Origin of the sequence: Paenibacillus sp. FSL R5-0744 (assembly GCF_037972555.1) — a bacterium.
GTDB lineage: Bacteria > Bacillota > Bacilli > Paenibacillales > Paenibacillaceae > Paenibacillus_AQ.
On the sequence record NZ_CP150228.1, the window covers coordinates 915,933 to 936,168 of the forward strand.

Genomic DNA, 20,236 nt, shown 5'->3' on the forward strand with positions numbered 1-20,236 from the left:
GGTATTTTTTTTGCCCTTAATATTGATGTGTCTTAAAAAGGGCCTTTAGCTCAGCTGGTTAGAGCGCACCCCTGATAAGGGTGAGGTCGGTGGTTCGAGTCCACTAAGGCCCACCATATTCCCTGATAGCTCAGTTGGTAGAGCACTCGACTGTTAATCGAGTTGTCACAGGTTCGAGTCCTGTTCGGGGAGCCATTTATGGAGAGGTGTCCGAGTTTGGCCGAAGGAGCACGATTGGAAATCGTGTAGGCGCCACAAGCGTCTCGAGGGTTCGAATCCCTCTCTCTCCGCCATGAATTTACTTCCCTGTTAGGGATGAGAAGCCTTGGTGGTTCGTTGAAGCATAAGCTTCGTTAGGAATGCTTCGCAATCTCGATCGTAGTGAGAGTATCCCTCTCTCTCCGCCATAAAGTTTATTAGCATGGCCCGTTGGTCAAGGGGTTAAGACACCTCCCTTTCACGGAGGTAACATGGGTTCGAATCCCATACGGGTCATAACATGGAGGCTTAGCTCAGCTGGGAGAGCATCTGCCTTACAAGCAGAGGGTCGGGGGTTCGATCCCCTCAGCCTCCACCATATTCATTTAAGAACGACGCGGGGTGGAGCAGCCCGGTAGCTCGTCGGGCTCATAACCCGAAGGCCGCAGGTTCAAATCCTGCCCCCGCAACCAAATTTTCCTTAAGCATAATGTTTTGGGACTAGCTGGTTTAGTGTAAATGAATAGTATATAATTATTAAATGACGCGGGGTGGAGCAGCCCGGTAGCTCGTCGGGCTCATAACCCGAAGGCCGCAGGTTCAAATCCTGCCCCCGCAACCAATTTACTCTTATGCATTATGTCTATGGAACCGTGGTGTAGTTGGCCTAACATGCCTGCCTGTCACGCAGGAGATCGCGAGTTCGAATCTCGTCGGTTCCGCCATTTAGTTAATTATTGTTGGGGATTAGCCAAGCGGTAAGGCAACGGACTTTGACTCCGTCATGCATAGGTTCAAATCCTATATCCCCAGCCATTTATGAGAGCCATTAGCTCAGTTGGTAGAGCACCTGACTTTTAATCAGGGTGTCGAAGGTTCGAGTCCTTCATGGCTCACCATTATTTTTAAAGTGTGCGCGTGTGGCGGAATGGCAGACGCACCAGACTTAGGATCTGGCGTTTCACGACGTGGGGGTTCAAGTCCCTTCACGCGCACCATATTTTGCGGAAGTGGCTCAGCGGTAGAGCATCGCCTTGCCAAGGCGAGGGTCGCGGGTTCGATTCCCGTCTTCCGCTCCATAATTTTTGCGCCCTTAGCTCAGCTGGATAGAGCGTTTGACTACGAATCAAAAGGCCGGGAGTTCGAATCTCTCAGGGCGCGCCATTTTTATTACTAAGTAATTACATGTTTTGACGGGATGTAGCTCAGCTTGGTAGAGCACCTGGTTTGGGACCAGGGGGTCGCATGTTCAAATCGTGTCATCCCGATTTTATACCTTTGCGGGTGTAGTTCAATGGTAGAACTTCAGCCTTCCAAGCTGATAGCGTGGGTTCGATTCCCATCACCCGCTTATAATTAAGAAACATCTGTCTATTATAGGCAGGTGTTTTTTTTGTATAGTTACATTCATATGGATACAATAGAACTTAGGGCTTTTAGTTGAGGAGGTAGCAATGTTTGAATTTGAAGCTAAATTAGTGCGACCTGATGCAAGTGGGAGCTGGACTTATCTTAACGTCCCTTTTGATGCCGAACAAATATTTGAAACAAAGTCCAGAATACAGGTAAAAGGAAGTGTAAATGGAATCCCCTATAGAGGAACGCTTATGCCCCATGGAAACGGAAAGCATTTTATGGTGGTAAAGAAGGAACTACGGGATCTAGCCAAAGCTCAACCTGGTGATATTGTGCATGTGACGATGGAGCAAGATCATCAATTACGGGAGGTAGAAGCCCCAGAGGATTTCCTTGATGCGTTGAGTATCCATGAGCAGGCAGAAGCTTATTATAACGGTCTGGCTTATTCTTATCAGAAGGAATATGTATCTTGGATCGAAGCGGCGAAAAGACCTAAAACCAGAGCATCTCGTATCGAAAAATCAGTCAGTAAACTGGCTGAAGGATTGAGGCTCAAATAAAAGTATGAAGAAGTGCTTAGCAGGCTGAATAGATTAACAGCGTCCTCTTCCATAAGATTGGAAAGGGACGCTGTTAATGTTGGTGATATGTGCGAGTGGGCTTAAATAAGAACGGCCACCTCACCACAATTCACAAACTTAATACTTTCGATTTTTACTGATAACTCACCTGAAGGAATAGCTAGCTGACATGTACTGCCGATCTGAGCTAACAGCAGCTGCATGCCAATAGGCGAGAACATTGAAATCTTGTTATCATTGGGTTCTGCCTGGTTTGGAAATACGATGGTGTAGGTATCTGTAGTATTGTCGTCTAAGTAGCGTAGCTGAAGCTGACTTCCAATCAATACGAGTGAATTCAATTCTTCACCATTGAAACGGGAAAGTAATTGTTCCAGCTCGGAGCAATAACGGGACAACAGCGTTTCAGCATTACTTCTTTGTTTGCTTCGTTCCGGGAAATACTGATTTAGAAATGCGATTTTTTCCTCATCAAAATAAATAAGCTGCTGGACCAGTTGTGTCCTTGAGCCTTCATAAATTAGACTATGGTTCATAGTAGATTTCACCCCCTCTAAGTAGCACATTCTTTGCAAATTTGTTATGACGCGTTGCCATATTAAAATCCCTCCTATACAAATAGAGGTCCCCTGGAGGGAACCTTCTGATCAGTATAACAGCTTCTATATGTAAATCCAATCCATTTTGCAAAGGCAATAAATTCTTACTAAATATTGTATTTAAAACGTTTGACTATTGTATAGTTGGGTGCTATGATAGGCTGATGTTATAGGCATTTCGTAGAAAACTGCGGAATGCCTATACTATATTTCGAAGATAATTTTACATTAAATGTTACCAGGGGAGTGATACGCCATGTACATTTCGTTGAGTTCAACTATAGAATCTAGACATAAAAAGTAACTATAATTTATTAAAGGAGAGATCAGGATGATTCAAGTAAAAGAGTTTGTAGATGCTGATAATTCGTATGCTGAGAATAAGGCTAATGAGTTCTTGGCAGGGCTGCGTGAGGAACAGGTTGTGAATATCTGTTACGGTTCGGTAGTTAAATCTTCACGTGATGGGGCAGAGCATCAAAGAAGCAGTATACTGGTCGTGTATAAGACAAATGAAGGGCAATAACTGGAATACTTTTTTTTCGTGCTTATCTGTTGTCTCCACGCTATGCATCGTGATCGTTCTTATATATTATATGTTTTAGCTTTTCTTATGAACAAAGAGGACCTTTCCCATTTACGGGTAAAGGTCCTCTTTGATTGTATAAGTGCAATTACAGTCTTATAATTCGCCTGGGACGGATAATCCTAAACCGGATGCAACACGCTGTCCCAGTTCTGGATCAGCTTTATAGAAATGAACAATTTGACGAAGTTTAATATCGTTACTTTCAACTGGTGTCATAGCGCCTACGATATTTTGAACAAGACGGGTACGTTCTTCTTCACTCATCAGGCGATACAAGTCACCAGGCTGTGTATAATGGTCATCACTATTATAGGAGACACTGTCGGCATTTCCAGATACTTCGAAAGGTGATGATTTGTACTGTGGTGCTTCTTTAGGTCCGCCTAAGCTGTTAGGCTCATAATAGGCACCGGATCCGCCATTGTTGCCGAGTGCCATGCCACCGTCACGTTGATAGTTCTTCACTTCTACTTTTGGACGGTTGATAGGCAGGCTGTTATGGTTAGGACCTACACGGTGACGATGAGCATCGCCGTAAGCAAACAGTCGACCCTGTAGCAATTTATCAGGAGAAGCTTCAATACCAGGGACAAAAGAGCCAGGAGAGAACGTAACTTGCTCTACTTCCGCGAAGTAATTCTCTGGATTGCGATCCAGTACCATGCGGCCAACCTCAATTAATGGATAATCTTTTTGCGACCATACTTTGGTTACATCGAATGGATCAAAGCGGTAAGTGTTCGCATCTTCGATCGGCATAATCTGCACGTAGAGCTTCCACGCTGGGAAATCTCCTTTATCAATAGCATTGAACAAGTCTTCTGTATGATAATCTGGGTTCTCCCCAGCTATTTTGGCGGCAAGATCTGGAGCAAGGTTCTTAATGCCTTGTTCTGTTTTGAAATGATATTTCACCCAGACGGTATTGCCTTCGGCATTTACCCATTTGAAGGTGTGGCTTCCGAACCCGTGCATATGTCTCAACGTAGCTGGGATTCCGCGATCTGACATCAAAATCGTAACCTGATGTAGAGATTCCGGCGATAAAGACCAGAAGTCCCAAACCGCATTAGGGTTCTTTAAGTGTGTCTGTGGATCACGCTTCTGTGTATGAATAAAGTCAGGGAACTTGATTGCATCACGAACGAAGAATACAGGTGTATTGTTACCTACGAGATCATAGTTTCCTTCTTCGGTATAGAACTTCACAGCAAAACCACGTGGGTCTCTTACAGTATCAGCAGAACCTAGCTCCCCAGCTACCGTTGAGAAACGGATGAACATTGGGGTACGCTTGCCTACCTCAGATAAAAAATTAGCTTTTGTATATTGAGTTAAATCCTGAGTGACCTCAAAATACCCATGAGCGCCAGCACCCTTAGCATGAACGACACGTTCAGGAACACGTTCTCTGTTAAAGTGGGCTAATTTTTCAAGCAGATGGATATCTTGCAGCAAAGTAGGACCACGATCACCGGCTGTCATTGAATTTTGATTGTCGCCTACTGGAGCACCCCAGCTGGTCGTAAGATTATTATTATTGGAGCTCATTAATAGAATCACCTCGTAAGATTTGATTTTAGATTTAGTATAAGTTCTATATTAATGTTTTCTGGGGAAAATGCAACACTTTTTGAATAATTGACACATTACAGTATGTGGTAATCGTCGTCCCATTCAGATATATATGATAGATAGAGTGATTAATTACTAAGCAGAGTTAAAAAAGAAACAGCGCACCTCTACCATCACTGGAGGGTGCGCTGTTCTATTTTGATATAGGAATATCCGTTTTCTGTACTTAGTTTTTAATGTACATTCTGTTATAGTATTCATCCAGCATTCTTTTGGTGGCAAATTCGGTACGAGTGGTTTCGATACTCTTCTTCATCATTTCTACCCACTGTTCACGATTCCCATAATAGGTTGGGAGTACTCGATTCAATAGGGTGTCGTATAGCGCATCACTATCATGCTTATCCAGAACCTCGAAGTCAGTAGTCTCGAAGCCGTCTCCGATCTGCCAGCCATTCTCGCCATCTATACAGGCTTCCGGCCACCAACCATCTAGAATAGAGCAGTTCAATACGCCGTTCATGGCTGCCTTCATCCCGGAGGTACCACTTGCTTCCAGTGGTCTACGCGGATTGTTGAGCCAAATATCAGAACCGCGTGTCAGCTGTGCGCCGATAGTCATATCGTAATTCTCCAAGAAGACAACACTCTTCGGATATTTTTTCATCATCGCCACTAAATTGCTGACGATTTTTTTGCCGTTATCATCGAGTGGATGGGCTTTGCCAGAGAAGACGATTTGTATTTTGCCGGACTCCAGATAAGGCTCAATAATTTCCGGCTGCGAGAAGATCAGGTCACTGCGTTTATAAGGAGCAGCTCTGCGTGAGAAGCCAATGAGTAGATTGTCAGCATTTAGACTAATGCCGGACCGTTCTTTGATGAAATCAATCAGTTCACCCTTAATTTCTTTATGCACTGCCCATAAATCGCCATTTTGTTCATAGGCTTGTGTCATTCTTTCATCTACCCAGGTAGGGGTATGAATGGCATTAGTAATGCCAATGATGTCCGATCTTCCGGCAACCTCTTTCCACATCTTATTGGCTGTATCCGCATGAAGCTGAGCCACTGCATTAGAAATACGTGAGAGTCGTAGACCGGCAACCGTCATGTTGAACGGCTCGCCACCGATACGCTCCATCTGGTCGCGGGTTAAGCCATTGAATGCACTCATATACTCTAGGCGGTCGAGTGGATGGGTTTCGTTGCCTTCTTTTATCGGCGTATGTGTAGTGAAGACAACCTCTTCCCGAGTAGCTTTCCAAGCTTCTTCAAAGGTGCTGCCTCCGGACATCTTCTCACGAATGAGCTCGATGGCTGCTAAGGCTGCATGGCCTTCATTGAAATGATAGACATCAATCGGAATGCCCAGAGCACGCATAGCTTTTACTCCGCCGATCCCGAGTACGATCTCTTGAGCGATCCGTTCCTCACCGAACCAGCCGTACAATTGTCCAGTAATCCATGCATCATTATTCTCGGGGATATCCGTATCCAGTAAATACAACGTGCTGTTGCCAAAATAATCAGTCTTCCATACTTTGCACACCACATCGGTCTTTCTGACTTTTACGGTTACCTTCACCCCTGTATCTTCAAGAAAATCATAAACATAATTGTGATAGGAGTCGTATGGATTACCGTTCGCATCAATTTTTTGATCCGTATAACCTTGTTTCCACTTCAGCCCGATAGGGATGATAGGAGCATTGATGTCTTTAGCTCCCTTAATGTAGTCTCCGGCGAGAATTCCAAGCCCTCCGGCATACATTTTAAAATCGGAATGTAACCCGTACTCCATACTGAAATAAGCTACTGATGGTAATTTTTGTTCGTTCACTTGATAAGCCTCCTAATCGCGGATTAGATTGAATTGCAGTAAAGCTGCTGGCATTATCTACGATGCAAACGTTTGCTCAAAAAACAGTCATCAATCGTTGTGGAAGCGATTGCACCATCATTCTAGCACACTTTATCTACAAAAGCATAACGTCAATTTGGTGAAAATAGCCAATTAGGGGCAAAATCAACGGAAGTGATTGATAAAGTGAAGGGAAGACCCTAAGATAAAGAGATTGAAGAAATAATTATTGGTGGTGTTTAAGTTGGGTATAGTTGTGATTGGAAGCTTAAATATGGATATGGTAGTACGTACGAACCGGGCACCGAATGCAGGAGAAACGCTTATGGGACAAGCATTTGCTCTATCTCCCGGTGGAAAGGGAGCGAATCAAGCCGTTGCCGCAGCACGTCTGGGTGCTGAGGTTAGTATGATCGGCAGCGTCGGAAAAGATACCTTTGGAAGCGAAATGCTGGAGATTATTAAGCAAGAAGGTATTCATATAGAACATATCTCAGTGAGTGAAACGGAGGCAACAGGTGTAGCTTCAATCGTTATTGAAGAAGATGGAGAGAATCGGATTATCGTTGTACCCGGAGCGAATATTGATCTCTTTGCAGAGGATATACAGGCGTTAGAGACTGTAATCGGCCAGGCTGAGATGATTGTGATGCAGCTTGAAATGGATTTAGCAATGACCGAACAGGCTGTTGCTATTGCCCATGGTTATGGGATTCCAATCATTTTAAATCCTGCACCAGCCAGAAGGCTTAAGGATGAGATGTTAAGTCAAGTAACCTATTTGACGCCAAATGAGACGGAAGCAGGAATTCTAGCTGGGATGACTGTCGATAGTATAGAGACGGCTGAGCGGGCTGCCCGTATTTTGCTACAAAAGGGTGTTAAGAACGTTATTGTAACTATAGGTGCTAAAGGCACATTGTTAGTTAATGCTGAGGGGACCAAGTTAGTTCCTGGGTTCCCGGTAAAGGCAATAGATACAGTTGCTGCGGGAGATTCCTTTAATGGTGCACTCGCACAGCAGTTAGTCTCAGGTAAGTCATTGGAGGAAGCGTTACGCTTCGCGAATGCTGTCGGTGCTTTGGCTGTTGGGAAAGCAGGTGCAATACCGTCACTGCCGTATTTGCCTGAGGTTGAAAATTTTATAAAGCATGTATCGGATGATAAGGAGCTAAAATCATGAGCAGAACATTAATCGTTAAAAATGTAGTGATCGGTGAAGGAATACCTAAAATATGCGTCCCGTTAATTGGTGCTACCCTTACTGAACTGAAGCAGGAAGCTGAAGCCTTAAAAGAGCTAAATCCTGATTTGGTGGAGTGGCGTACGGATTTTTTTGAAAAAGTGGAGGATTTAGAAGCAGTGAAGTCAGCGTTAAGTGATATTCACGCGATCATTCCGGATCTTCCGCTGATCTTTACGTTCCGTAGTGCGAAGGAAGGTGGAGAGAAGCAGGTCAGTATAGAATATTACATAGCTCTTAATGTTGCTGCTGCTGAGAGTGGGCTAGTAGATATTATTGATGTTGAATTGTTTAATGAGGAACAGGATGTACGAGGATTAGTTGAGGCTGCTCACGCTCATAACGTAGCTGTTATCATATCAAATCATGATTTTCATAAAACACCTCCCAAAGAGGAGCTAATCTCGCGTCTATGTAAGATGCAGGAGCTTGGTGGGGACTTGCCTAAGATTGCAGTTATGCCTCAAGATGCAGGTGACGTTCTGACCTTGCTAGAAGCCACTCATATTATGAAAACTAAACATGCAGATCGCCCGATTATTACGATGTCCATGGCAGGAGCAGGAGTAGTCAGCCGTCTGTCGGGTGAAATCTTCGGTTCAGCATTAACGTTTGGGGCCGCGCATAAGCCGTCTGCACCAGGCCAGGTCGCTGTAGCTGAGCTTCGGAATGTTTTATCGCTGCTGCATCGTAGCTTGTAAGAGGTATCAGCAGAGATTCGAAAAAATAGAGCAGGGACCGGAATTCCGGCACTGCTCTATTTTTATCTCATTATTTTGCTCCTGTATACACATGCACTGCATCTCTTAAGAACGCTGCAAGTCCAGGACGGTGCTTGTCATAGTAAGCTGTGAAACGCTCATCATCCACGTACATTTGAGCTACACCCGCATGTGCTTCTTTGGTATAAGAATTCCAGTAGAAGGAGAGCCATTGGCGATGCAATTCAGCACTCTTTTGTGCCAATACGCTAGCAGGATCTCCAGCTTCCATCGCCTGCAACAGGAACTCGAACATTTCCGACTCGATCTGCTGTATAGCCGCATACTGTTCTTCAGTCATACCCTTCAGCTTCTTGTTGGACTGATCTACCGTGCTGTCTCCGTATTTTTCTCGAATCTCCTGACCATATTTCTTCTCGTTATCCTCAATCAGCTTTTGCTTAAAGCCCTCGAATTTCTCTTTATCACTCATTATAATTTGTCCTTCCTTATGAGCCAGCGTCTGTTCGACGTTAGCAATTAATAGATCTAGCTGTTGTCTCTTTTCCAGTAGCTTATCATGATGCTTTCGTAGTGCTCTCGTTCCGTCAAAGGACGGTTGTGTAACAATCTCTCTGATGTTCTCTAGACTTAAACCAAGCTCTCGATAAAATAGAATTTGCTGCAGCAAATCTACTTCACGCTGACCGTAAATACGATACCCGGAAGAGTTGATTCTAGCCGGCTTAAGAATGCCAAACTCATCGTAATATCGCAAGGTCCGTGTACTAACACCAGCTAACTCCGCAAGCTTCTGCACTGTGTATTCCGTAGTATCACCTCCCACAAATTCACTGTACACCTTTACGTAGCGTAAAGGTCAAATATTATTTTATAGTTACCAAAAACAGCGGCAGCTACCCTCTGAATGATCATTGGGAAGACTACCGCTGCTTAATTATATTATTTATGTTGTGATAGGAGACTATTTAAGTGCACCTTCGGTCAGACCCGCAACGATATAGCGGTGAAAGAAGATATACACAATAATCATCGGCAGTGTAATGATAGCGAGTGCGGAGAACAGTAGCTTGTAATCGGTCATATACCTGCTGGAGAACGCCAAGAGTCCGACTGGGATGGTTTTTAAGGCATCATTCTGGATGTACAGCATGGCAAGCAATAGTTCATTCCAGGAATTTAACGCCGAGAAAATGCCAACCGTAGCCATGCTAGGGATCAACAGAGGGAAAATGATCTTTCGGTAGAGCAACCAGTCACCACAGCCATCCATGCGTGCAGCCTCCATAAGCTCTCTGGGAACGGAGTCTAAATAGGCTTTAAGCAGGATGACCGCAAGTGGCAGCCCAGTTCCAATATAAGGTATAATCAGTGCCCAATAAGAATCCTTCAAATTCAGTTGCTCAAAAATATAGCTCTGTGCAATAAAAAACGATTGCAGAGGCATAAACAGACCGAATACGAACATCAGCATTAGGAGGCTGCTTCCACGGAAGCGAAGCTTGCTAAAGGCGAAGGCTGCGAGGCTTGCGAATAGCAGAATGCCAATGACAGTTAATATCGTGACAATGATGCTGTTCTTAGCGTAGGTACTCATATTGCCGATATTCCAGGCTTTTGACCAGTTCTGTAGATTAATCGTTTCCGGTAGTGCAAACGGAGTTGAGAAGATCTTATTATTTTCACGGAAGGATGAAAGGATCAGCCAAACAATCGGATAGAAATAGAAGCACGAGAGCACGATCATGAAGATATAGTATCCAATATGCGAGAACCATTTATTGTTGGACGTAGCTTTGACGGAGTTGCTGTTTTTTTTTATAGGAATGACAGTGGTGGTTAGTGGGGGCATATACAGTTCTCCTTTCTCAATACTCCAGCGCGTCGGAGTCCTTCTTAGTTAATTTGCCGGTAACGAGTCCGATCACAGCGATAACAATCGTCATGATGACAGCCAGCGCGGAGCCATAGCCGATGCTCATATGAGTAAACACGACTTTGACGAGATAGGTAGTAACAATTTCCGTTGAGTTATAAGGACCACCATTGGTCATAACATAGAACAGGTCGAAGGCTTGAAACCCAGTTAACACACATAGCAGGATTCCCGTTTCCACCAAATTACGAATCATTGGAATTTTAATTTTGAAAAAAATATGTCTTTCTCCTGCACCATCCAGATAAGCAGATTCATAGACCTCCTTGGAAATACGCTGTATGCCAGAATAAAAGATAGTCATATAGAATCCAGCATATACCCATCCGGAGACAATACAAATTGCGTATAGTGCGGTATCAGGGTTGCCTAGCCAGACGCGTGTCCAGCTCTCCAGGCCGATTGTGTCCAGCAGCATATTGACGATCCCAAAATCGGAATTGTAAACAAATTTCCACAGGTAGGAGATAACAATCATTGGTAACATGACAGGAACAAAGAAGGCGAGTCGGAATAGTCCGCTGCCTTTGCGACCCATTGTTATTAAACCTGCAAGTCCAAGTCCGACTAATACTTCCACAAATACCGTAGCAACAATATAGATAAGTGTATGTCCATAGGAGCTAATATAAATACGGTCATGAAAAGCCCGAATATAGTTGTCGAAGCCTGTGAAGGTCATTGCGCCGATCCCGTTCCAGTCATAGAAGCTGAATACGAAGGTCATGAGAACAGGCACAAGCACGACAAAGGCAAATATCAATACAGCGGGGGCTGTGAACAAGTAAGGGGAAAGCTTATTACTCTTGCCGGACATGACAATACCTCCAGTTCATAAGTATGGGGAGACCGCCCAAGGTATACTGCTGATGAGCGGTCTGATGAGACTTATATAAAGGATGAGGAATGTTTATTTAAGTGGGGCTATGGTTGTTTCCAATTCGGATAATGCGTCTTCCGGGGATTTGGCTCCACCAATGATTTGAGATGTAGCCATATTTAAGGCATTTGCAACCTCGATGGAATAGCCGGTATCAGGAGGCGATACTAGAGCAGGTGCATTTTCCATCAGATCATTTAAGCTTAACGAGAGCGGGTGGGTCGTTTCGGTATTAATACCATCTTTAGTGATCGGTACAGCCCCGGCATCGGATAGCTTTTTAGACGATTCAGCTGAACTATATAATTTCATAAAATCAATGGCTTCGTCGATCAGCTTAGAGTTCTTGTTGACGACCATACCATTAAGTACGCCGATTACACTATCCTGATTGCCTTTACCTTCCGGCATGACTGGAGTATTGAAGTAGCCTAGCTGAAGATCAGGGTTTTCTTCAACAGCGGTTGGGACAAGCCAACTACCAATGGGGTGCATGGCCGCGCTACCGTTCAGGAACATCATGTCACCTTCACTGTCGTTGAGGGCATTCACATTGTCGTTGATGTAGCCTTTATCCCATAGCTCCTGTACATAGGTGTATGCTTTAATGAAATCTTTTGAATGAAACGGTTGCTTTAACTGCAGCGCTTCACTGTAAGCATCTTCTCCTACTACTCTAGAAATGACATGGGCAATCCAGTTGCCGGCTGTCCATAGATCGGAGTTACCGATAACAAGCGGCGTAATGCCGGCATCCTTAAGCTTCTGGCACACTGTAAGGAACTCCTCCCAGGTGGTAGGCGGTTCAAGACCTTGCTTACTGAAGATTTCTTTATTGTAAAAGATCACATTTGTCACATCGCCTGCTGTTGGAATCATATACGTCTTGCCGTCGACAATCATACCGTTGAAGGTGCCGTCAGCAAACATATCCTTCAGGCCTGAGCTTTGTAGTTGTTCGGTAATATCTGCGGCATAACCATCGCTTACTCTTGTCTGTAGCCGTTGTCCAGCCCACTCGAAATAGAGGTCGGGAGCATTTTTGCCGCTGAGTAGATTGGGTAGCCCGATGGTCTGGTATGTATCATCATCCTGATAGTTGAACTCAACTTTAATCCCCGCATGTTGGTTTTCGAATTCCTTTCCAATGTCCTCCCAGACTTTAATTAAACCTTCACCTGGTGAACCCATGGCAATGCGAAGTGTCTGCGTTTTTCCCTCAGTAGTGCCTGTGTTTACTGCTGTGCTCTCTTTGTTTGAGGTGGAGGAACATCCTGCCAAAGTAGTAATCAGCATTGATGCAACTAGTCCAATCATCCATTTTCTCAATCGATCATCTCTCCTTGAGTTTAATAGAAACAATAATGAAATTGACATCGTGCTTACTTCCTATACTGCTAAGAGTGCCTAAGTTTCTTCTTCCATTAGCTTTCGTGTGATTTAAGTTAACACAGGAGGGCGATGTTGGCATGAGCTAAGAGGAGTAATAAATTGGATGAGATAAATGTAGTAACAACTTAGTTTTCATTATTGATTATATTTAATGTGATGTCAATCACTTTTGAGATTTTAATAAGAAAAATAATGCAGGAATGCTAACTGTAATCCGGGGGCTTTGAAAATTAACATTAGTGAATGAAAGCGCAAACAAAAGTGGATGTATAAGGGTTTATATTCTAAATTGTTTTGAATTATGCTGAATAAAATTAAAATAAATGCACTCTAAATAAGCTATTGACAATTTGTTATGATTAAAAATAGAATGTGATTAAACGTTACTACAAATTATGATAATATTACATGGAGGTGACATAATATTAGCATTTGAGTTTTCTATATGGTGAAACTAAAAGCAAAAATATGAAGGAGGAGCGCATATGAAGTTCAGCTTGAAGCAGGCACTCACTATACTTGCTGTTACATCATCTATGGCGTACACGTCAGCCGCATTCGCAGACACGACGGAGGTTATTCCAAAATGGGCTGCAACAGAAATTGCCTCGTGGAAGGAAATGGGGCTACTCAAAGGTGATAAAGACGGCAAGGTATTGCCTAACGAAGGAATTCGAAAGACAGAATTCGTTACCTTGATCAATCGCATCTTTAATTTCAGTGCAGTGAGTAGTAAAACCTTTAAGGATGTACCTTTGACTGCTTGGTATGCGCCAGAAATTAGCAAGGCGGTTGCTGCTGAGGCAATTCTCGGCAATGGGGAGGGAGGCATTGAACCGCTAGAGGTACTTACCCGGGAGAAGGCTGCTCTTATTCTTAGCAGAGTGTTTAATGTTGCGACTTCGGCAAGCAGTGGTGTCGCATTTGCTGATGATGCAGCAATCTCCAGTTGGGCTAAGGAAGCGGTCTATGCGATGAAGGCAGCCGGCTATGTGGAAGGCACACCAGAGGCTACCTTTCAGCCGAAGAAGGAGCTGACTCGTGCAGAGGCAGTGAAGATGATTAATAGAGCTATGGGGATTCTGATCACCGATGGCGGAGAACATTCCGGTATCTCTAGCAGCAGTATGATTGTCAACAGGCCCGGAGCAGTCCTATCCAATCTGAACCTTACAGGCAATTTATATATAACTCCGGGTGTTGGGGAAGGAGATTTGAGTCTGCAAAGTGCAGTAATCGGAGGCGTCGTTTACATAAACGGCGGGGGTGCGAACAGTATCACAATTACGGACAGTAAAATAAAAAGAATTGTAATCAATAAACCGTCCTCTCCAATAAGAGTTGTACTTAAAGGGACAACGACACTCCCACTTATAGATGTCCTCTCGGGATCGCAGGTTGTTAATGAATCCAATAACCCAATTGATACAATTAATGTACTAACAAATGGGCTTGCGGATGTCTCATTGAATGGAAATGTAAATCAGCTAAATCTTGCCGGAAAGACACGTTTTGTCTTTAATGGTGGCGAAATCACTAGTTTTAAGGTCGCCTCTTTAGCAGCAGAGTCAAGAATTCAGCTTGTGAAAGGTGCGAGCATTAAGAAGTTGTTCTTTAACGGTGGGGCTGAAGTAACTGGTGAAGGAACAATTGCAGAAGCTGAAGTGAATGCTGAGGGAGTTTCCTTGGCATCGATGCCGAACAAGCTGACGGTGAATGCTAGTAAAGTGACAATAAACGGTCACGATTATAAAGGCAGCGGTAATGGGGTGCCTAATACGTCGAGTAGTTCTGGCGGTTCTGGTTCCGGTAGCTCGGGAACAGAGAATCCCGGTACAGGAAACCCGGGTACAGGAAATCCTGGAACGGGAGAACCTGGTACGGTTGATCCTGAACCAAAAGCTACCGTACTGTACAGCTATGAAGAGGTACTTAAATCCTTTAGCTCTACTGGGGCAGAAGGAACGGCTAAGCAATATATAACTTTTCTTCAAGATCCTTCGTATAAACCTTCAATCGCTAACTCAGCAGTAGTTATGCCTGATCTCACCAACGCTATTACCTTCGTAAACTACCAATTCAACGCTAAGCCTTCTATTTTTGCCTCCCTTCGAGGAATTAACAGCTCAGTTTTAGATAAAAATCGGACGTACCTATGGATTGGAACCGATAGTGGGGTTACTCGAATTAAGCTTTCCACCAATGAAATGCTAGCTTATACAGCTGAGACTAAGCAGTTAACGGATAATAAAGTGCTTCTGCTAATCTCTGACGGCAGCACAGGTGTTTTGGCCATTACGGAAACAGGTGTATCGCATATTTATCAATAAGGGAAGGGGAATGAATTTATGCAAATGATGAAGAAACGCGCTCGAAAAATAACAGGCGCATTGCTTGCTGTTACGTTATTCACACTGTCGGCAATACCTGTAGGGGCAGCAAAGCTGCCTGGAGCTAGCTATTCACCTGTTCAGCTGGAGGCCGTGCAGTCAAAGAAAATGACCTACTATAAAAATGGCTCAGCTTCCATTCCGAATACGCTTGACTGGATTACGGACGCAAGTGCGTTGAAATTTTTGCCGCTGTCAGTGATCGGTGATGTGACAAGTGTCGTTCTCGATAAGGAAGGCGTCTATTGGATTGGTACGCAGAATGGACTACAGCGGGTCGATTTTAATGCAAGTGATACAAAGGATATCGTTCAATACATGGCAGGTCCAAGATATTTGTATGGCGGAGATAATCATGTTACTGGTTTAGCTAGTGACGAAGCGGGAGGTATTTGGGCGCGGACAGCAAGTGGTGTGACGCATATTGCTATGCCGGAGCAAACATTGCATGAGAAATCATTCATTTATGAGGATTTAGTTCAGACTATTCTGGACAGACGCGGTATGGTTCATGGCACAAGCTTTACCTTTACTGACACGGACAACACAACAGATGCTGTAAACTACAATTCGGCAACTGGTGTTTTCAATTCAACACCTACGACCAGTGATAATGATGGCTTATGGACGACAATGTATGCGATGGGCGAGGTCTTCCGCTATAAGGCGCTGCAGGAGCAATACGGCACCAATCCGACCTCAGAGCAGGTGGCGGAAATAAATGATGCAAAGGCTGCTGCACTCCGTGCCACCAAAGCAGTGCTGCTACTAGATTATGTGTCGGGCCGCGGAAATGGCTTCCCAGTTCGTTCCTATATGCTAACTAGCGAGGCGACTGCAGCTACGGTGGGAAATACAGTGTATGGGTATCAATCGACGAATGGTTTTTGGTTCCAGAATTTCGTCGGTCCGGATAAGAATAATCCAAATGGGATTATTCCAAGCATGCAACGCGATGACGGTGTAGAACCCATAGGCTATTCGATGGTCAGGGTGACTAAGGATGCGGAGAACAAAAAAGGCTCGATGTTATTCCCGAGTGGTGGTACTGATGTAATGAATTATAATGGGCTCGGTCTTAGTCAAGCATCAATCGATGAGCTCAACCTGACACGTCCCGAGGGGCAGAAGCTAGGCATTGATATTAAAACCATCGTTGAAACAACGGAAAGCGGTCCGGTATATCAAGTGCTTCCAGTGATTACGGCGGCCACCAACAACAGCACCGCAAAGGAAGATAAGACAACGAGCGAAACGAATAAACCTTTGTTTCAGCTGACAGCACCTGTGTATGAGCAAATTCCTGATTTCTTCAATGATTTGTTCCCTAGTAGCGTAATTGTAGATGGTCATATTGATATGAATCAGATCGTCTATAAAGCGGATACTTCATCAGATGAAGTGATTGGCCACTATGCTATGTTCTATACAGCCTTCAAATATCTGGTAGGGGACAGTAATGATCCCGAATTGTTAGAGCTGAAATCCTTTATTGAAGAAACTACGCAACGTATGACAGAACTGATTCTGAAGGATGACCATTACTATATTGAGGATGCTACTGGCAAATCGACACAGTGGTCGAGATGGCTCGGGAAGTATTTTAACGACAGTCTTAGCACTATGGAGAAGCAGAAACAGTGGGAATTCAGTGTTGGTGTCGATAAGGATGGGAACGATGCACTGTCCTATGGCTATGAAGATGCACCGCTCAATGCTCTCGAGGTAATGGGTGTACTGAAAACAGCTAGCTTCGTCACTGAAAAAAGATATCCGGCAGACTCGCTCAAATACGAGATGGCATATGAACAGGCTTTTGCTAGCAGCTATAGTAAGGAAGATCCGTATGTGAACGGTCTGGGCTATATAGATATGGCGTTGGAATATGTTGAACGGAGAATTGTGCGCCAAGCTACCAATGCTTACAGTGATAACGGCAATGAGGTGGTAACCATGGACAATGCAGGCGACAGTACCAACGCCAATGCTACCCTGCACAATGACTGGACCCAATATATCAACTATTCCGATGAAGAGCTTGGATGGTTCCCGGTATTTATACTTGTCACACTGGAACAGGATGAGCTTAGACACGCCAAGATCGTAGAGGCTTATGATCAGTGGTACTCTAACGAAGTCCGGGAGGAGAATCCGTTCTATACCTTCCTGTATCAGCTCGCGCATCCTGACAAAACAGATGTAGATTTACAGTCGGCCGTTCGATTCCTCTACCGGTTCCCTGAATTCCAGATTGAGTTTCCTGTTGAATGGGATCGCCAGGATGTATTTTATATTGAACCTGGAGACCGCGATAAAGCCAAACAGACAAATTACGCACTCGCTCCTGATGAGCGTCGGATTATTAAGCACAATTCCAATCCGTTTGCTAATGAGAGCCAATCCACTGGCGTCAATCCAAACTACAACTATCGCACGGGTAGCATAGAAGCCGGGTCGGTATTCACCCTGCCATACTGGATGGGACGCTACTTTGAAATTATAAAAGAGTGAGTACAGAAAGAAGCGCCCGCAAGGGCGCTTCGCATTCTTCAAGGCAGGTTACTTCTAGCTAATTATTAGCTGATGCCAGTGATGAGCCTCAAAATTGTCGTTCAATTGTATAGATGGGAAAATCACCACGGAATACGCCAAAACTGTACTCCAGTGGGGAGTTATCAGCTAAATAAGTAAATGTCCTTACCTGCAGAGAGGGCGAGCCTTCCTTAACTCCAAGCAGCTTGCTGGCGGTACTATTGGCTAGAACGGGTTTCAACTGTTCAACGGAACGGTGGGCTTTTAGATTATGCTCTGTCTCTAAAAAGGAAAACAGCGAACCCTCCTTGTAGTCATTGATAAGACCAGGTGCCAGATCCCAAGCGATATAAGTATTTTCATAAAGTAATGGCTCATTGTCGGCATAACGTATCCGCAGCAAGTGGTTCACGGGTGCCTTTAAAGGGATATTAAGATATTCATTAATCGGCATTTCGGCTGGTATTACTTTGGCTTCGATAATTTTGCTGGTGGGCTCTTTGCCACTCATCAGCACATCCTCAGTGAAGCTGCGCGCCTGGTTGAGCTGAAGCTCCTTACGTTTGACGAAAGTTCCCTTCCCTTGATACCGCTCCAAAATATCTTGATTTTCAAGCTCGCTAAGGGCAAGGCGGATTGTTGTTCGACTCGCGGAGAACATCTCACATAGCTCAGCCTCAGTAGGAAGCTTGTCTCCAACTGCGTATACTCCAGACTGAATTTGTTTCAGAAGTTGTTCTTTTATGATGGAATATAATGAGTTATTTATTCTCTTTGTCATTACAAACATCCTCCGATTACATATTTGTTATATTATATCACGGATGAAGAATCGGAGGAAACATAAAATAAATGCGGTTTAACTAAGAAAACGACGAATAAATTACTAATATTGGAATAGTGAATGGTCCTAACCTTGTTCAAAGTATTTTATTAGAAGACAAAAGAAAAAATTGTAGGAACAAGATATGACGATGTTACTATAAACTAATTGAGTGCAAGAGGGAGAGAACAATAAATGAAGAAGTCACACTTAAAGATTGCAGTTATTGGGGGAGGTTCCTCCTATACACCGGAGCTGGTTGAGGGGCTGATCCGTTATCATGAAGTGTTTCCGGTCACTGAGCTGTATTTAGCCGATATCGAGCAAGGGGCAGAGAAGTTACGGATTATTGGCGAACTGGCTCAGCGGATGATTAATGCGAGTGGAAAGCTGATTACATTGTATACGACTTTGGATCGGCGCGAAGCGATCAGAGATGCTGATTTTGTAGCGACACAAATTCGGGTAGGGATGTTAGACGCACGTTCAAGAGATGAGAAGATACCGTTGTCTCATCAGCTGATCGGTCAGGAGACGACAGGAGCAGGTGGCTTCGCCAAAGCTCTCCGTACCATTCCAGTCATTCTTGGTATTTGCCGTGATATTGAAGAGCTAGCGCCCAATGCCTTCATGATTAACTTCACTAACCCTGCCGGTATTATTACAGAAGCTGTCTCCAAGTATTCTAAGGTTAAGTCCGTTGGGTTATGCAATCTACCTATTGGTACAAAAATGCAGATTGCCGAGCTATACGGGGTGGAGCAAACGCGGATGTTCATTGAGATTGTCGGAATTAATCATTTGAATTGGACGACCCGGGTAGTGCTTGATGGTGATGATGTGACAGAGGATTTCATGACCCGACTTGGCAGCATCGGTCAATCTTCGCCAGCCAATATTCCCGATCTGGAATGGGATGCTGAGTTTATTCATTCGGTAGGTGCCCTTCCCTGCGCTTATCACCGTTACTATTATATGAAGGAAGAAATGTACGGCGAGATGCTAGAATATTATCAGGCGACAGGCAAAACTCGTGCAGATGATGTGAAGGAAGTAGAGGCGGAGCTGTTTGAGCTGTATAAACAGCCGGAACTACATGAAAAGCCTGCCCAGCTGGAGAAACGTGGCGGAGCTTATTATTCTGAAGCGGCCGTTCAGCTCATGAAGTCTATTTATAATGATACAGGCGATATTCAGACTGTAAATGTTCGCAATCAAGGGGCAATACCTTGTCTTCCGGATGATGTATCCATTGAGATCAATTGTGTCATTAAATCGGATGGCCCACATGCTTTGGGACTAGTTAAGCCACTGCCTCCACAGATCAGAGGATTGCTTCAGGTGGTGAAGTCCTATGAAGAGCTGACGATTGAAGCTGCGGTGAAAGGCGATTATGCTTCTGCTCTTCAGGCATTGACGCTCCACCCGCTGGTCGGCGATGAACGAATTGCCAAGGCGGTGCTAGCTGATATTCTAGAGCAGAATGCCGACTTTCTACCACAGTTTCAGAGATAAGTTCCTTAGTACTTTGTTATATTAACTCAAAATAGCGG

Annotated in this window: 15 protein-coding genes and 15 tRNA genes; 22 read left to right on the forward strand and 8 right to left on the reverse strand. The window is 44.3% G+C overall.

Annotated features, from left to right (window positions below; all coding sequences use genetic code 11):
- Positions 1–39 precede the first annotated feature (39 nt).
- From MKY19_RS04025 to MKY19_RS04100, 16 genes are all read left to right on the forward strand, one after another.
- Positions 40–116, forward strand: a tRNA-Ile gene (locus tag MKY19_RS04025).
- A 3-nt stretch (positions 117–119) separates the two neighbouring features.
- Positions 120–195, forward strand: a tRNA-Asn gene (locus MKY19_RS04030).
- Positions 196–200: 5 nt separating this feature from the next.
- Positions 201–293, forward strand: a tRNA-Ser gene (locus tag MKY19_RS04035).
- Positions 294–423: 130 nt separating this feature from the next.
- Positions 424–495 (forward strand) — tRNA-Glu (locus tag MKY19_RS04040).
- A 6-nt stretch (positions 496–501) separates the two neighbouring features.
- Positions 502–577: transfer RNA gene (locus MKY19_RS04045), tRNA-Val, on the forward strand.
- Positions 578–594: 17 nt separating this feature from the next.
- Positions 595–671, forward strand: a tRNA-Met gene (locus tag MKY19_RS04050).
- A 72-nt stretch (positions 672–743) separates the two neighbouring features.
- Positions 744–820: transfer RNA gene (locus MKY19_RS04055), tRNA-Met, on the forward strand.
- Positions 821–845: 25 nt separating this feature from the next.
- Positions 846–923, forward strand: a tRNA-Asp gene (locus MKY19_RS04060).
- Positions 924–939: 16 nt separating this feature from the next.
- A tRNA-Gln gene (locus MKY19_RS04065) sits at positions 940–1,014 on the forward strand.
- A gap of 7 nt (positions 1,015–1,021) precedes the next feature.
- Positions 1,022–1,097, forward strand: a tRNA-Lys gene (locus MKY19_RS04070).
- Between the two features lie 15 nt (positions 1,098–1,112).
- A tRNA-Leu gene (locus MKY19_RS04075) sits at positions 1,113–1,196 on the forward strand.
- Positions 1,197–1,202: 6 nt separating this feature from the next.
- A tRNA-Gly gene (locus MKY19_RS04080) sits at positions 1,203–1,277 on the forward strand.
- 8 nt (positions 1,278–1,285) lie between these two features.
- Positions 1,286–1,362 (forward strand) — tRNA-Arg (locus MKY19_RS04085).
- A 30-nt stretch (positions 1,363–1,392) separates the two neighbouring features.
- A tRNA-Pro gene (locus MKY19_RS04090) sits at positions 1,393–1,466 on the forward strand.
- Between the two features lie 12 nt (positions 1,467–1,478).
- A tRNA-Gly gene (locus tag MKY19_RS04095) sits at positions 1,479–1,549 on the forward strand.
- 103 nt (positions 1,550–1,652) lie between these two features.
- Positions 1,653–2,117: a YdeI/OmpD-associated family protein gene (locus MKY19_RS04100; protein ID WP_339800566.1), complete on the forward strand. Its 465-nt coding sequence runs from the start codon at positions 1,653–1,655 to the stop codon at positions 2,115–2,117.
- A 101-nt stretch (positions 2,118–2,218) separates the two neighbouring features.
- On the opposite strand, the gene MKY19_RS04105 is transcribed toward MKY19_RS04100, so the two are convergent.
- Positions 2,219–2,674: a GreA/GreB family elongation factor gene (locus MKY19_RS04105; RefSeq protein ID WP_060625163.1), complete on the reverse strand. Its 456-nt coding sequence runs from the start codon at positions 2,672–2,674 to the stop codon at positions 2,219–2,221.
- 394 nt (positions 2,675–3,068) lie between these two features.
- Between MKY19_RS04105 and MKY19_RS04110 the strand changes: the two genes are divergently transcribed.
- Positions 3,069–3,263, forward strand: coding sequence for a sporulation protein Cse60 (locus MKY19_RS04110; RefSeq protein WP_042184993.1), 195 nt, complete (start codon positions 3,069–3,071; stop codon positions 3,261–3,263).
- A 156-nt stretch (positions 3,264–3,419) separates the two neighbouring features.
- Here the strand turns inward: MKY19_RS04110 and katA are convergent, their stop codons facing one another.
- Together katA and glgP are read right to left on the reverse strand one after the other, a co-directional pair.
- Positions 3,420–4,877, reverse strand: coding sequence for a catalase KatA (katA, locus tag MKY19_RS04115; RefSeq protein ID WP_339800570.1), 1,458 nt, complete (start codon positions 4,875–4,877; stop codon positions 3,420–3,422).
- A 250-nt stretch (positions 4,878–5,127) separates the two neighbouring features.
- On the reverse strand, positions 5,128–6,744 hold the full coding sequence (gene glgP / locus MKY19_RS04120) for an alpha-glucan family phosphorylase (protein ID WP_339800573.1): 1,617 nt from the start codon (positions 6,742–6,744) through the stop codon (positions 5,128–5,130).
- A 256-nt stretch (positions 6,745–7,000) separates the two neighbouring features.
- Here glgP and rbsK point away from each other — a divergent pair, with 256 nt between their 5' ends.
- Positions 7,001–7,948, forward strand: coding sequence for a ribokinase (gene rbsK / locus MKY19_RS04125; RefSeq protein ID WP_339800576.1), 948 nt, complete (start codon positions 7,001–7,003; stop codon positions 7,946–7,948).
- Complete coding sequence (gene aroD, locus MKY19_RS04130) at positions 7,945–8,709, forward strand: type I 3-dehydroquinate dehydratase (RefSeq protein ID WP_076283813.1); 765 nt, start codon at positions 7,945–7,947, stop codon at positions 8,707–8,709. The genes rbsK and aroD overlap by 4 nt, the downstream gene beginning before the upstream one ends.
- A gap of 70 nt (positions 8,710–8,779) precedes the next feature.
- On the opposite strand, the gene MKY19_RS04135 is transcribed toward aroD, so the two are convergent.
- From MKY19_RS04135 to MKY19_RS04150, 4 genes are all read right to left on the reverse strand, one after another.
- Entirely contained in the window at positions 8,780–9,556 is a 777-nt protein-coding gene (locus tag MKY19_RS04135) for a MerR family transcriptional regulator (protein ID WP_339268853.1), read from the reverse strand.
- Between the two features lie 138 nt (positions 9,557–9,694).
- Positions 9,695–10,582, reverse strand: a complete 888-nt coding sequence (locus MKY19_RS04140; protein WP_081382815.1) for a carbohydrate ABC transporter permease — start codon at positions 10,580–10,582, stop codon at positions 9,695–9,697.
- 16 nt (positions 10,583–10,598) lie between these two features.
- Positions 10,599–11,483 carry a sugar ABC transporter permease gene (locus MKY19_RS04145; RefSeq protein WP_076283815.1) on the reverse strand — a complete coding sequence of 295 codons (885 nt, stop codon included), beginning with the start codon at positions 11,481–11,483 and terminating at the stop codon, positions 10,599–10,601.
- 93 nt (positions 11,484–11,576) lie between these two features.
- On the reverse strand, positions 11,577–12,875 hold the full coding sequence (locus MKY19_RS04150) for an extracellular solute-binding protein (RefSeq protein WP_339800582.1): 1,299 nt from the start codon (positions 12,873–12,875) through the stop codon (positions 11,577–11,579).
- 548 nt (positions 12,876–13,423) lie between these two features.
- Between MKY19_RS04150 and MKY19_RS04155 the strand changes: the two genes are divergently transcribed.
- Positions 13,424–15,268, forward strand: coding sequence for an S-layer homology domain-containing protein (locus tag MKY19_RS04155; RefSeq protein WP_339268858.1), 1,845 nt, complete (start codon positions 13,424–13,426; stop codon positions 15,266–15,268).
- 18 nt (positions 15,269–15,286) lie between these two features.
- A complete protein-coding gene (locus MKY19_RS04160) occupies positions 15,287–17,839 on the forward strand; it encodes a hypothetical protein (protein WP_339800586.1) in 2,553 nt (850 codons plus the stop codon).
- Between the two features lie 88 nt (positions 17,840–17,927).
- On the opposite strand, the gene MKY19_RS04165 is transcribed toward MKY19_RS04160, so the two are convergent.
- Positions 17,928–18,641, reverse strand: a complete 714-nt coding sequence (locus MKY19_RS04165) for a GntR family transcriptional regulator (protein WP_076283819.1) — start codon at positions 18,639–18,641, stop codon at positions 17,928–17,930.
- A gap of 237 nt (positions 18,642–18,878) precedes the next feature.
- Between MKY19_RS04165 and MKY19_RS04170 the strand changes: the two genes are divergently transcribed.
- The gene (locus tag MKY19_RS04170; protein ID WP_076283820.1) at positions 18,879–20,198 is read left to right on the forward strand and encodes a 6-phospho-beta-glucosidase; all 1,320 of its coding nucleotides are present in this window, start codon (positions 18,879–18,881) and stop codon (positions 20,196–20,198) included.
- Positions 20,199–20,236 lie beyond the last annotated feature (38 nt).